This is a genomic window from Flavobacterium aquiphilum (genome assembly GCF_027111335.1).
GTDB classification, from domain to species: Bacteria; Bacteroidota; Bacteroidia; order Flavobacteriales; family Flavobacteriaceae; genus Flavobacterium; species Flavobacterium aquiphilum.
The window spans coordinates 1,241,738-1,256,074 of the sequence record NZ_CP114288.1; the positions used below are offsets into that span (position 1 = coordinate 1,241,738).

Here is a 14,337-nt window from a genome sequence, read left to right on the forward strand (position 1 = left end):
CCCACTCAAAAAAACGAGGCGGTTCTGAAAAGCCTAACGAGTAAGAAAAAACAAAAAAATTAGGAATCATGGCAGATTTATTAGCAGGTGCTTATTTAGCAAAGGGTACAATTGGAAATGTTGGAACACCAGGTGCTCCAATCGCAACTTTTAGTTTAGTGGTGGTACCATCACAACATACCGTAACTGGTACAGTGGTAATTACTCAGGCAGTAAGTGGTCCTGATAGTCACATTGTTGTTCAGGTAAAGGGAAGGATATATTCTACAGGATTAGGACAATACACACAAGTAGTTAGTCTTCAAGGGCAGTATGTGCATTCTGTTCCACCTCCAGCAATTGGTTCTTTCTTAGCTGATTTTAATGCTCATTTGGCTATTGATAATGCATGGAACGGAAAAGGAGGTTTTTCATATTGGACACACACTGTTGAAAATGTACCTGTTAAATCCGTAAATGTGTTAAAAGAACAAGCGGTTTAAGACAAGTTTTCTCAGAATAATTTAGAAAGATTGCCTCAGCTAGGCAATCTTTTTTCGTTATAATAAGTAAAAAACCGAAGCGTTTCTGCCTCGGTTTTTATAAATGTCTAAGAAGTCTAAGAATCTAGAAAACTATAAAAGCCCCGCTCTTTTCAACAAAGCATCCGGTTTAGGTTCTTGTCCTCTGAAGCGTTTGTACAATGTCATTGGATGTTCAGTTCCACCTTTTGAAAGGATGTTTTCTTTGAATTTGTCGGCCACTTCTTTGTTAAAAATTCCTTTCTCTTGAAAATATTCGAATGCATCAGCATCGAGAACTTCAGCCCATTTATAACTGTAATAGCCCGAGGAATAACCTCCTTGGAAAATATGTGAAAAGGCAGTACTCATTGCGTTTTCGGCTACATCCGGATATAATTGGGTCGAAGCAAACTGTTCTGTTTCAAAAGCTTTTACATCAGTAATATTTGTTGGGTCTTGTCCGTGCCAACCCATATCAAGTAAACCAAAACTCAATTGGCGCATTGTTGCCATTCCTTCAAGGAAACTGGCGCTTTCCTTAATTTTTTCGACATATTCCTGCGGAATAACTTCTCCGGTTTCATAATGGTGCGCAAACAAAGCCAAAGCTTCGGGCTCGTAGCACCAGTTCTCCATAATTTGGCTCGGTAATTCAACGAAATCCCAATAAACCGAGGTTCCTGAAAGATTTGGGTAAACGGTATTGGCTAACATTCCGTGTAATCCATGGCCAAATTCGTGAAATAAAGTGGTTACTTCATTAAAAGTCAAAAGCGACGGTTTGGTTTCTGTCGGTTTGGTGAAGTTGCAAACGTTGGAAATATGAGGTCTTTCGTTTACGCCGTCTTTGATATATTGCGATTTGAACGAAGTCATCCAGGCACCGTTTCGTTTTCCTTTTCTTGGAAAAAAATCGGCGTAGAAAACGGCAACCAAATTGTTGTTTTGGTCTTTTACTTCGTAAGTGGTAACTTCTTCGTGATACTTATCGATGTCGAAAACTTCGGTAAATGTCAATCTATATAGTTTTCCAGCAATGGTGAAAGCACCGTTCAATACTTTCTCCAATTGAAAATACGGTTTCAGTTTCTCGTCATCCAAATTGAATAATTGCTGTTTCAATTTTTCCGAATAATAGGCTCCGTCCCATTTTTCTAATTGTTCGATGCCGTCAATATCTTTTGCGAAAGCGGATAGTTGTGCAAATTCTTTTTGTGCGGCTGGTTTGGCTTTTGCCAATAAATCATTAGAAAAAGACAATACTTTTTCAGGGCTTTCGGCCATGCGTTCTTCAAGTACAAAATGAGCGTGTGTTTTGTAACCCAAAAGATTGGCTCTTTCAAAACGCAATTTGGCGATTCTCAGGACAATCTCTTGGTTGTCAAATTCGTTGTTTTGAAAACCTTTGGCACCAAAAGCAATTGTTATTTTTTTACGCAATTCACGATTGTCGGCATAAGTTACAAATGGGAGGTAACTTGGATGATCTAATGTGAAAATCCAGCCTTCTTTTTCTTGGGCTTTCGCCAATGAACGTGCAGCCTCGATAGTTCCTTCGGGTAGGCCAGCCAAATCTTTTTCATCGGTAAGGTGCATTTCGAAAGCATTCGTTTCTGCCAAGACGTTTTCTCCAAATTTCAAGCTTAGTGTCGATAATTCTTTGTCGATTTCACGCAACTGATTTTTCTTGTCTTCAGGAAGATTAGCTCCATTTCTGCTAAAGCTTTTGTATTGTTTGTCCAAAAGTGTTTTTTGCTCAGGATTTAAATTCAAAGAATCCATTTGTTCATAGACACTTTTTACTTTCGCAAATAAAGCTGCGTTCAAACGAATATCATTCCCAAATTCTGACAACAATGGAGAAACTTCTTGTGCTATTTTTTGCATTTCGTCACTCGTTTCAGCTGAATTTAAATTAAAAAAGATATTTGAGATACGGTCTAACGTGTCTCCGCTAAATGATAAAGCCTCAATTGTGTTCTTAAAAGTAGGATTTTCTGTATTGTTTGCGATTTCATCAATTTCGGCTTTGGCCAAGCTAATTGCTTCTCGAAAAGCGGGAAGATAATCTTCGTTTTTTATTTTGGAAAATGGCGCTGTATCTAGCTTCGTGTTAAATTTTTGAAGAAGTATATTCATGTTTAATATGCTGTTTTGTTAAATTTAAGAGGATGTTAAGAGTTGTATTTGGAAATAATAAACAGGAAAAAAGTGTTAAAATTTAAAAAAAATAGTGTACTTTATCGATTATTTATGTACTTTGGTCGAGGAATTAGTTTAAAAACAAATTGATTCATCGAAATATAAACTCTTTTTGCCCCCAAAAAAGAAAATATATTAAAAATACCACATTGATTATTGTTAAAACAAATCTCCCCCCAAGTTTAGATTTAACAATATCAAAAAAAAGCTCCTATCTCAGGGAGCTTTTTCTTTATTTATTCAAATTTTCAGAGGATTTATAAACGGCTTCTTTCAGTCCTTCTTTATAGTCAATTATTTTGTTCAAAATAGTTCTGTCGGCACTTCCTATGATCTGTGCGGCAAGAATTCCTGCATTTTTGGCTCCGTTTAAGGCTACTGTTGCCACAGGAACTCCTCCTGGCATTTGTAAAATAGATAAAACAGAATCCCAACCATCAATTGAGTTACTTGATTTTACAGGAACTCCAATTACAGGTAATGGAGACATCGAAGCTACCATTCCTGGTAAATGTGCGGCACCGCCAGCTCCGGCAATAATTACAGAAATACCACGATTATGGGCATTTTTGCTGAAATCAAATAATTTTTCCGGTGTCCTGTGAGCCGATACAATATCGACTTCTACTTCTACATTAAATTGTTTTAATATGTCTATGGCATCTTGCATTACCGGCATATCCGAAATGCTTCCCATAATTATGGCTACTTTGCTCATTTGTATGTTTGTTGTTTGTTGTTTCGGGTTTAGAGTTTAAGGTTTAAACTGTGACTGAAAACCGAGACTAATTACTAATTACTTTTATCGTATTCTTCACGTCCTCGGCAATGCGTCTGGCTTCGGCCATGTTTTCATTGGCAATGGTTACGTGTCCCATTTTTCGGAAAGGACGGGTTTGTTTTTTACCGTAAATATGAGGTGTAACTCCATTCCAGCCTAAAATAGTTTCAATGTTTTTGTAAACGACATTACCTGAAAATCCTTCGGCTCCTACCAGATTTACCATAATTCCTGCAACTTTGCTGTCTGTGTTTCCAAGAGGTAAATCCAGAATGGCGCGCAAATGGTTTTCGAATTGTGAAGTATAACTGGCCTCGATGCTGTAATGACCAGAGTTGTGAGGTCGCGGAGCCACTTCGTTTACTAAAATTTCATCATCTTCAGTTTGGAACATTTCAACTGCCAAAAGTCCTACATGATTGAATTGCTTTGAAACATTCAACGCAATGGCTCTAGCTTTTTCGGCAACTTTTTCGTCGATTCGGGCAGGACAAATTACATATTCTACCTGATTGGCTTCGGGATGGAATTCCATTTCGACTACAGGGTATGTTTTTATTTCGCCTGAAGGATTGCGGCAAACAATTACGGCCAATTCGTTTTTGAACGGCACCATTGTTTCTGCAATACATTCTACATTCGGTAAATTGTCCAAATCAGCAGCTTGTCTGATAATTTTCACTCCGTTTCCGTCGTATCCAAATTCGGTACATTTCCAAACGAAAGGCATCTCGACTGCGCTCGATGCGATGTGAGATTTTAGAGCTTCCAAATTTTCAAATCTTTCAAACGGAGCGGTTGGAATATTGTTTTTTGAATAAAATTCTTTTTGAATTCCTTTGTTTTGAATTAGTCTCAAAGTTTTTGGCGAAGGATATACTTTTTTGCCTTCACTTTCCAGTTTTTCCAAAGCTTCAAGATTTACCAGCTCAATTTCAAAAGTCAAAACATCGACTTTTTTTCCAAAATTGTAAACCGTTTCGAAATCCATCAAGTCTCCTTGAAAAAAATGATTACAAGCTATTTTGCAAGGTGCTTCATCGCTCGGGTCAAGAACATAGGTTTGGATATCGAATTTTCGGGTATCAAACAAAAGCATTTTGCCTAATTGTCCGCCACCGAGTATTCCTAATTTAAAATCGGAAGAAAAATAATTCATTTGTTGTAGTTGTTTTTTTAAACGGTCAAATGCAATCGCTTCGCTCGTGTCATTGTCATTGTGTTTACTTTGTCTGTTTGACCTATTGTCAAGCCTTTGCAAAGATACTTTTTCCTGATTGATTAGGGAAATGCTATTTTATTTTCTTCAAAACTTCTTTAGCGACAGCTTTGTAAGCCGCACTGTGATTTGGAAAATCTTTGGTGATTATCGTTTTTAACTCGGGAAGAATCCAATCGTAATGTTGTCCTAAGAGATATAAAGTGCGCATTGAATAAGCTTTGGAAGCGACTTTGGTATCGTTAATTAGCCAGTCAAAACTGCTTTCGATTATTTGTTCCAATTGGTTTTCTGAAAGTTTTATTTCTCCCTTTTTATAATGAGAATGAACCAAAAGTTGACAGACTTTGGCAGCTGGACGAATAGCACTTTCGTCTTTCAGATTTTTAATTTGGGAACAAAAAAAATCCAAATGATCTTTCATCCATTCCAATTTTTGGTAACACACAAATTCTAAAATCCAGCAGGCTTTGTGAGAATTCTTGTTTGATGTCTGAAAACAAAGTCTAACCAACTCCGGAAAAAGTGCCTGATTTTCCAATACTTCGTTAGCAAATTTTTGTCTGTTGACGCGATGTGCAGTTACGTAATCTAATTTTTTTTGGAATTCGGTGACTATCATTGCTTTTTTTGAATTAAAAGTACAAATCAGTTTACAATTGTCAAAAGTGAAATACCTATCTTTGCCAAATATTTAAAAATATAAAACTGTGATACAACTACACGATAAACAATTTGTTCCGTTTATTTCGGCCAAAGAGATAAACTTTGCCTTGGAGAAAATGGTTGCTCAAATAGAGGATGATTTTTTTGACGAAACACCGGTTTTTATTGGAGTACTGAATGGCTCTTTTATGGTGGTTTCCGATTTTTTAAAATTATACAAAAAACCTTGCGAAGTTTCGTTTATCAAATTAGCTTCATACGAAGGGACTTCCTCTACGGAGTCGGTTAAACAATTAATCGGTTTAAACCAGGATTTAACAGGGCGTACCGTAGTTGTTTTGGAAGATATTATCGATACCGGAAATACTTTGGAAGAATTGAAAAAATTGTTCAAAAGTCAAAATGTCAAACATTTTAAGATTGCAACTTTGTTTTTCAAACCAGATGCTTTCAAAAAAGACTTGAAAATTGACTATATTGGTATTCGTATTCCTAATAAATTCATCGTTGGATATGGTTTGGATTACGATGGGTTAGGACGAAATTTGCCCGAAGTATATCAGTTAAAAGAGTAGTAATTAATTAAAAACCATTATATAATTAAGGAATGATCAATATAGTTTTATTTGGTAAGCCAGGGGCAGGAAAAGGAACTCAGGCTGAGTTTTTAAAAGAAAAATACAATTTAACACACATTTCTACCGGAGATGTTTTTCGTTACAACTTGAAAAACGACACTCCATTAGGAAAAGAAGCAAGAGTGTATATGGATGCGGGAGACTTGGTACCAGACGAGTTGACAACCAAAATGCTTATCGATGAAGTAAACAAAAATTTGGATTCCAAAGGGTTTTTATTCGACGGATATCCAAGAACAATCTCTCAAGCTATAGCGTTGGATGAATTTTTACCAACAATCGGATCAAGTGTAGCAGCGACAATTGCATTGGAAGCTGATGATAACATTTTGGTAGCCAGATTATTGGAAAGAGGAAAAACCAGCGGAAGAGTTGATGATCAGGACGAAGAAAAAATCAGAAACCGTTATCAGGAATACAACGAAAAAACGGCTCCGTTAGTGGGATACTATAAAGATCAAAACAAGTTTCACGCTGTAAACGGAATAGGATCTATTCAGGAAATTACTGAAAGATTGACATCGGTTATCGATAATTTATAGGAGCAATTTCCAGCTGTACGTTACAAGTCCGCGTCCCGTTGTTTATTTTTCTAAAGCGCCTCACAAGCTTCTTTTAGTCGCTTTTGAGTCACTCATAAAAATTAAACAACGGGACTGTGGGCTTTTCACTTCCATCTGGGCTATGAAATTTCATTAAATAACAAGATTCCAAAAAGACAAAACATAAACGAATCATTAAACATTGGAGATAGTAATAATATTTTTTCTGATAATCTTAAACGGGGTTTTCTCAATGTCGGAAATTGCACTGATTTCGGCGAGAAAAAACAGATTGGAAACCGCAGCAAAAAAAGGGAACAAAAGCGCCCAAATCGCTTTGGATTTAGCCAACTCCCCAAATAAGTTCCTGTCAACAGTACAAATAGGAATTACACTTATTGGGATACTTACGGGTATTTACAGCGGGGACAAAATCACCGAAGATGTGGAAGCTTTCGTAAAAGGCTTTCAGGTATTGGTTCCATTTGCCCATTCAATCGCCGTAGGGATTGTTGTTGTGATATTGACGTTTTTTTCTTTGGTATTGGGAGAATTGTTGCCAAAAAGAATCGGGTTGAATCATCCTGAAGGAATTGCTAAGGCAGTCGCCTTGCCGATGAGGGTTATTTCGGTAATTACAGCTCCTTTTATATGGTTGCTAACGACTTCGACGGAATTTTTATTAGACATCCTGCAAATAAAACCTACCGCTGACGGTAAAGTAACAGAGGAAGAGATAAAAGCGATAATCAAAGAAGGAACTGAGGTTGGCGAGGTTCAGGAAATAGAGCAGGATATCGTAGAGCGTGTTTTCCATATTGGTGACCGAAAAATAAATTCGTTGATGACGCACCGAAAATCGGTTATGCTTTTGCCCCTACATGCTGATAAGAATACGGTAAAGGATTTTATGCTCAAAGAACTGCATTCTGTTTATCCAGTTTATGGCGAAAATTATGATGATATTGTTGGAGTAGTAAATTTGAAAAATATCTTCTCTCATTTTGATAACGATAGTTTTAATTTGGCAGAAATTATGACCGAAGCTCCTTTTATGATGGAGCAAACTACTGCTTACAAAGCATTGGAACAGTTCAAGGAAACTGGAATTCATTATGCGTTGGTTTCGGATGAATATGGGGTTTTTCAGGGGATCATTACGTTGAACGATATTCTTGAAGCATTGGTGGGTAATGCCTCCGATTTTTACAAGGATGATTTCCAATTAATAGAAAGAGAAGATGGAACCTGGATGGTAGATGGACATTATTCGCTGCATGATTTCCTTACGTATTTTGAGTTGGACGATTTGATAAATGATTATGAAGTAACCACAGTAAGTGGATTAATAATGACCGAATTATCTCGTATTCCAAAGGAAGGAGAAAAGTTAATTTGGCAAAAATTTGAGTTGGAGGTCATCGATATGGATGGCGTGAAGATTGATAAAGTATTAGTTAAAGCTTTAAAAGTATAGAGAATTTTGTTTCAAGTTTCAGGTTTCAAGTTAACGGAACGGCAATCAACTTGAAACTTTAAACATGGAACTATAATAAACAAATAAAAATGACAGAGGGTAATTTTGTTGATTACGTAAAAATTTATGTTTCTTCAGGAAAAGGAGGGAAGGGATCTACGCATTTGCATAGAGAAAAGTTTATTGAAAAAGGAGGTCCCGATGGTGGTGACGGTGGACGAGGCGGACACATTTATTTGGTGGGGAACAAAGGACTTTGGACTTTGTTTCACCTGAAATTTGCACGTCATATCAAGGGGGGGCACGGAGGAGATGGAGGATCTGACAGAAGTACTGGTGCTGATGGAGAAGATAAATACATCGAAGTTCCGTTAGGGACTGTCGTAAAAGATAAAGAAACAGGAGAAATTCTTTTCGAAGTTACCGAAGATGGTGAGAAAAAAATACTTGCCAAAGGAGGTAAAGGAGGTTTGGGGAACTGGCACTTTAGAAGTTCGACGAATCAAACACCAAGATATGCACAACCTGGATTGCCGGGAGTGGAAATGGATGTGATTTTGGAGTTAAAAGTCTTGGCAGACGTAGGATTGGTAGGTTTTCCAAATGCAGGAAAATCAACTTTATTGTCAGTGCTGACTTCGGCAAAACCAAAAATTGCCGATTATCCGTTTACGACCTTAAAACCGAATCTTGGAATTGTGGCTTACAGGGATTTTCAATCATTTGTAATTGCTGATATTCCGGGAATTATTGAAGGTGCTGCCGAAGGAAAAGGGCTTGGCCATTATTTCTTGCGTCATATTGAACGTAATTCGACTTTGTTGTTTTTAGTTCCTGTTGATACGCCAAATATTAAGGAAGAGTATGATATTTTGGTTAATGAATTGACAAAGTATAATCCTGAAATGTTGGATAAAGAACGTTTGTTGGTGATTTCGAAAATCGATATGCTGGATGATGAGCTGAAAGCCGAATTGAAAACACAATTAGACGAAGAATTCAAGGGTATTCCTTATTTGTTTATTTCATCGGTGGCTCAACAAGGTTTGACCGAATTGAAAGATAAGCTTTGGAAAATGCTGAATTAAGGAATAATATTTTTTAAAACATAAATAGACCACTAATAAATCCAATTTGTTAGTGGCTTTTTTTTGGACTTAAAGCAGAAGGTTTATTCATAACAATTAAATCTAAATTAACAATATTTCTTTTATTATATTTATCCAATTATTTAAAAGAATTATGAAAGATATTTACTTACTATTCTGTTTATTTCCTTTATTTGTTTTTAGCCAAGATCTTTCAACAGATTATAAGATTTATCCAAAGCCTTTTGGAAAAATAGTCTATACAAATAAAAAGTTAGCAACTTCATCATTTGAATTTTGTGATACAGATCGAGATGGAATTGTTTCTGTAAATATAGAAGAATTAAAAAATCGTGTATTGGATGCTAATCCGCCACAAATAAATGTAGATTCTGGTGTTTATATAGGAACAAGTTCTGGTGAAATACAACTAGTTACTAATTTAACAACAAACCCTACTGTAAAAAAAATATGCTCTATTAATAATCTAGCAATAACTGATATTGCCTATAACCAAAACGGTGATATGTATGTTTGTAGCGGGTATAATATTTACAAAATAAATAAAACAGATTGTACTACTGATAATGTATATACTTTTAATGGAATAGCTATTAATTCTCTGTCATTCGATAGGCAATCAAATATTTATTTTGGAGGTTCGGATTCAAAAGTATATCGTCTCGATAATGGAAACTATAATCAATCTTTTTTATGGAATGATTTCTTAGGTGGTAGGCCCGCAGGCGATTTTGTAATGTTTGGAGATAAAATGTATATCGCTTGGAATAATAATGGAAGTTGTCTGCTTTATGAAGTAACTGTCAATAATAACATGAATTATGTTTCGCATAAAGTTTTAGGAAATCTTCCAAATGGCACCTACGGTTTAGCTAGTGAACTAGGTAGTTTATATGGTGTTACTGCAAATCAGTTGTTTAGGATAAAAATCAATTTAAATTCTATCGAGAATGAAGTTATTTTAAATAATAATAATTTTTTAGGAGGGCAATGGTTTGGGGCAGCAGGGAAAAATGAAGCTGTGGCTTTTGATGTGAAGGCATATGAAACAGCTGCTGATGCTCAAAATCAAGTGAATGCGTTGCCGTCTAACTGGAACAATACAATTCCATGGGGACAAACAATATATGTAGTTATTAAAAACACTGTCAATCAACAATCTAATGTTGTACCGGTTGATATAAAAATAGAAACAGCTCCCTTATATACAAATCCTAAAAACATTGAACATTGTGAATTAGATACAAATGCGTCTATTTTTGATATCAATCATACTGTTTCTGAAATTATTGGGTCACAAACCAATTTGACTGTTAGTTTTCATAAATCTGAAATAGATGCAACGAATGGCAGTAGTCCCTTACCGACTCTCTATACCATCAGTGGGAAATATGCAAAAGTATATTTTAGAGTAACAAATCCATCAACAGGTTGTTTTTCTGTTTCAAGTTTTGATTTAATCATAAATTCGTCTCCAGTTTTTACGATACCAAAAGATGTTTCAATTTGTGATAAATTCCCTTTAAATTTTAATTTTAAAGCTGTCGAATCTGAGATTATAGGAAATCAATCTAATTTAAAAGTAACGTTTTATGAATCTGATGCTGATGCTTTAAATAATAGTAATCCGTTACCAGAAATTTACACTTTTAATAGTAGTCCCAAGCCTATTTATTTTAGGGTAACCAATGTGTTAACAGGATGTTTTTTGGTATCTAAATTTGGATTTAATTTAAATTTAAGGACTATTTTTTCTAATCCTAAAGACCTTATTATTTGTCAGTCGCCAAATTTAAATTATAAGTTGGACAATTTTGATCCTCAAATTCAAGAGATTCGAAATGGACAAAATAATAATATTGCTGGGTTTTACAATTCCTATGATGATGCTTCCAATAAAATCAATGAAATAACTTTTCCTTATAACGTTAAGAAAAAAGAGAATGAGATTTTTTTTAGAGTTGAAAATTCGTCGATGGCTAGTTGTTTTGATGTAGGTTCTTTTTTTATTTATTTAAGGGCAGAAAATCAAAATGCTAATATTCCTTTTTCAGTAAAAATCAGTGATTGGAAAAGTGAAAGAAATGAAATAGAAATTTTGGCATCTGGTAATTATGAATATTCTATAGATGGTTTAATATATCAGGATATCCCTGTTTTTAAAGATTTATTACCTGGAGAATATCAAATTTTTATAAGAGATAGGGGTAGTTGTTCTGTAATCAGTGAAAAGGTTTTTTTAATGATGTACCGAAATTTTTTCACACCCAATGGTGATGGAATAAATGATTATTGGAATGTTATAGCTTCTTCAGGTGGTGCCAATGTAAAGATTATGATTTATGATAGATATGGCAAGTTTATCAAGAGTCTAAAAGGTGACAGTATAGGTTGGGATGGTAATTATAATAATAACCCAATGCCTTCTTCGGATTATTGGTTTGAAATAGTTACTGAACAAGGAAAGATACTAAAAGGACATTTTTCTTTAAAACGATAAACTTTGGAAAATGCTGAATTAAGATTATTTGAAATTTGATAGCAAAAGGTGTTCTAGAAATAGAGCACCTTTTTTTTGTAACATCAAAACCTGTCAGGTCTCGAAATGTTCCTCACTAAAAAAGCAAAATGTTTCTCTTTAGCCGCGATAGAAATGGAAATCCTTGTGGGTCTCGTCTTTTGGGACGAGATCCACAAGATTGAAGTGAATAGCGGGAGGATTCTTTCTGAAAAAGCAAAATTTTTCTGCTCCAAAAAAAGTAATAAAGTTTTGATGTAGAGGTGTTTTTCAGGAATAAAAGATGTAATGGTATTTTGAATAATTCGTAAATTATGATTGAATTGAATCGTTTTGATTGTGTTTATTTTAATGTTGAATTGTTCGGATTGAGAAAATGATTATATTCGCATCACTAAAAATATTCGGAATGAAGTCGCTTGATTTTTAATTTTCTATAGAAAATTAATTTGAAATGGCTGACTCTATTTTAATTTAACTAATAAAAATATTTATGAAAAAAATTGTGTTATTCTTGGTCATGTGCCTTTCAGCTTTTCCGGTAAAAGCCGATGAGGGGATGTGGTTTTTAATGTTTATTGAAAGATTGAACCATAGAGATATGGAAAAAATGGGTCTGCAATTGACCGCCGAAGAAATTTACAGCATCAATCACCATAGTTTGAAAGATGCAGTAGTGCAATTCAACGGAGGCTGTACGGCAGAAATCGTTTCGAAAGACGGTTTGGTTCTGACCAACCACCACTGTGGATACAGTGCCATTGCTGAACTTTCTTCGGCTGAGCAAAATTATTTGAGAGATGGTTTTTGGGCAAAAGAAAGAAGTGCGGAGATGAAACCAAAATCATTATACGTTCGTTTCTTCGTTCGTATGGACGATGTTTCGAAAAGAATTTTATCGAAAGTAAATGATAAAATGACCGAAACCGAAAGAAACAAAATCATTCAACAAGAAATTGCGTTAATAGAAAAAGAAAATAGTGAAGGAGGAAAATATACCGTTTCTGTTCGTCCATTTTTTCAAGGAAATGAATATTACTATTTTGTTTATCAGGATTATACCGATGTTCGTTTAGTGGGGACACCTCCGGAAAGCGTTGGTAAATTTGGAGGAGATACAGATAACTGGGAATGGCCACGTCAAACGGGTGATTTCTCAATGTTTAGAGTATATGCTGATAAAGATGGAAATCCAGCGGCATACTCAAAAGATAATGTGCCATTGCAACCAAAACATTATTTGCCTGTAAGTATCAAAGGGGTAAAAGAAAATGATTTTGCTATGATCTTGGGCTATCCGGGAAGAACAAACCGTTGGATGCCTGCTGGAGGAATCGAACAAAACGTGAAATATGCTTATCCTGCTTGGGTTGAAGGTGCCAAAACCGGAATGGACCAAATGAAAAAGTATATGGACAAAGATGCAACAGTTCGTTTGCAATATGCTTCAAAATATGCTTCTACGGCTAATTATTGGAAAAACCGTCAGGGTATGATTGACGCTTTAACCAAAGCAGGAACTGCAAAAACTAAAGCGGCTCAGGAAGCGAAATTCAATGCTTGGGCTAATAAACCTGAGAACAAAGAAAAATACGGAAACGTAATTGCTACAATCAATAAGTATTATGTCGAGACCAATTTAAAATCGCGTCACGATAATTATTTGACACAATTATTACGTACTTCTGCTTATGGTGTTGCGCCGGCAACTATTGGAAATGCTTTAATTGGCTATTACAAGGAAACTGATAATAACAAAGCACAAATGCTTCCTAAGATTACTGCTTTGATCGGAAATGTTTATGGCGATTTTTATGCTCCTGCGGAAAAAGATATTCTTGCAGCGCAATTGAATTTGTATGCATCGAAAGGAGCTGAATACGGTTTGGCACCTGAAATTGCTAAAATGAAAGCAGCTAACAACGGTGACTTTACCAATGATGTAAACAATGCAATTTCGAAAAGTATTTTTGCAAATAAAGAAGCTATAACTGCTTTTATGGAAAATCCAAAACCAGAAGTTATTGCCACAGATCCTTTATTTGTTATCTCAAATGATTTGATTGCGAAATTCAGAGCAAAATCACCAGAACAATTGAAAGCGGATGATGATTTTGCGATTGCTTACCGCGAATTGGTTGAAGGTTTAAGAACTTCTAAATTGAACGCGATTCAATATCCGGATGCCAACTCAACATTAAGACTGACTTATGGAAAAGTTCGCGCTTTGCCAGCAGACAAACGTAATGATGCTAAAATCAATAATTATACAGACATGCAAAGTATGGTGAAAAAGTACAAAGCAGGTGATCAGGAGTTTGATTTGCCAGCTCGTTTGTTGGAATTAAACAAAGCAAAAGATTTTGGGCAGTATGCAGACAAGGCGGGTTATATGCCAATAAATTTCTTGACTGATAACGATATTACAGGAGGAAATTCAGGTTCTCCAGTTTTAAATGGAAAAGGAGAATTAATCGGAATTGCTTTTGATGGAAACATCGAAGCGATGGCAGGCGATGTTATTTTTGATTCGAAATTGCAAAGAACGATCAACGTTGATATTCGTTATGTACTTTGGATTATTGATAAATACGCTGGAGCTAAAAACATTATTGATGAAATGACAATCGTGAAATAATATTTTATTCGATTGTAAATAAAAAACCGTCCTAATGAAAATTG

At 35.3% G+C, this 14,337-nt stretch carries 11 protein-coding genes; 7 read left to right on the forward strand and 4 right to left on the reverse strand.

Going from position 1 to position 14,337, the window contains the following annotated elements; translation table 11 throughout:
• Positions 1–68 precede the first annotated feature (68 nt).
• Positions 69–482, forward strand: coding sequence for a DUF1842 domain-containing protein (locus tag OZP12_RS05045; protein ID WP_281227966.1), 414 nt, complete (start codon positions 69–71; stop codon positions 480–482).
• Between the two features lie 132 nt (positions 483–614).
• Here the strand turns inward: OZP12_RS05045 and OZP12_RS05050 are convergent, their stop codons facing one another.
• The 4 genes from OZP12_RS05050 to OZP12_RS05065 form a co-directional block, all read right to left on the reverse strand.
• Complete coding sequence (locus OZP12_RS05050; RefSeq protein WP_281227967.1) at positions 615–2,642, reverse strand: M3 family metallopeptidase; 2,028 nt, start codon at positions 2,640–2,642, stop codon at positions 615–617.
• A gap of 295 nt (positions 2,643–2,937) precedes the next feature.
• On the reverse strand, positions 2,938–3,423 hold the full coding sequence (gene purE / locus OZP12_RS05055) for a 5-(carboxyamino)imidazole ribonucleotide mutase (protein ID WP_281227968.1): 486 nt from the start codon (positions 3,421–3,423) through the stop codon (positions 2,938–2,940).
• Positions 3,424–3,490: 67 nt separating this feature from the next.
• On the reverse strand, positions 3,491–4,645 hold the full coding sequence (locus OZP12_RS05060; protein ID WP_281227969.1) for a 5-(carboxyamino)imidazole ribonucleotide synthase: 1,155 nt from the start codon (positions 4,643–4,645) through the stop codon (positions 3,491–3,493).
• Positions 4,646–4,778: 133 nt separating this feature from the next.
• On the reverse strand, positions 4,779–5,327 hold the full coding sequence (locus OZP12_RS05065) for a HEAT-like fold family protein (protein ID WP_349293566.1): 549 nt from the start codon (positions 5,325–5,327) through the stop codon (positions 4,779–4,781).
• An 88-nt stretch (positions 5,328–5,415) separates the two neighbouring features.
• On the opposite strand from OZP12_RS05065, the gene hpt reads away from it, so the two are divergent.
• The 6 genes from hpt to OZP12_RS05095 all read left to right on the forward strand — a co-directional run bounded on the left by hpt (position 5,416) and on the right by OZP12_RS05095 (position 14,293).
• Positions 5,416–5,946, forward strand: a complete 531-nt coding sequence (hpt, locus tag OZP12_RS05070; protein WP_281227970.1) for a hypoxanthine phosphoribosyltransferase — start codon at positions 5,416–5,418, stop codon at positions 5,944–5,946.
• Between the two features lie 32 nt (positions 5,947–5,978).
• Positions 5,979–6,551, forward strand: coding sequence for an adenylate kinase (locus OZP12_RS05075; protein WP_281227971.1), 573 nt, complete (start codon positions 5,979–5,981; stop codon positions 6,549–6,551).
• Between the two features lie 253 nt (positions 6,552–6,804).
• Complete coding sequence (locus tag OZP12_RS05080; protein WP_432419517.1) at positions 6,805–8,028, forward strand: hemolysin family protein; 1,224 nt, start codon at positions 6,805–6,807, stop codon at positions 8,026–8,028.
• A gap of 89 nt (positions 8,029–8,117) precedes the next feature.
• A complete protein-coding gene (gene obgE, locus OZP12_RS05085) occupies positions 8,118–9,116 on the forward strand; it encodes a GTPase ObgE (RefSeq protein WP_281227973.1) in 999 nt (332 codons plus the stop codon).
• Between the two features lie 154 nt (positions 9,117–9,270).
• The gene (locus OZP12_RS05090) at positions 9,271–11,637 is read left to right on the forward strand and encodes a T9SS type B sorting domain-containing protein (RefSeq protein ID WP_281227974.1); all 2,367 of its coding nucleotides are present in this window, start codon (positions 9,271–9,273) and stop codon (positions 11,635–11,637) included.
• A 511-nt stretch (positions 11,638–12,148) separates the two neighbouring features.
• Complete coding sequence (locus tag OZP12_RS05095; RefSeq protein ID WP_281227975.1) at positions 12,149–14,293, forward strand: S46 family peptidase; 2,145 nt, start codon at positions 12,149–12,151, stop codon at positions 14,291–14,293.
• Positions 14,294–14,337 lie beyond the last annotated feature (44 nt).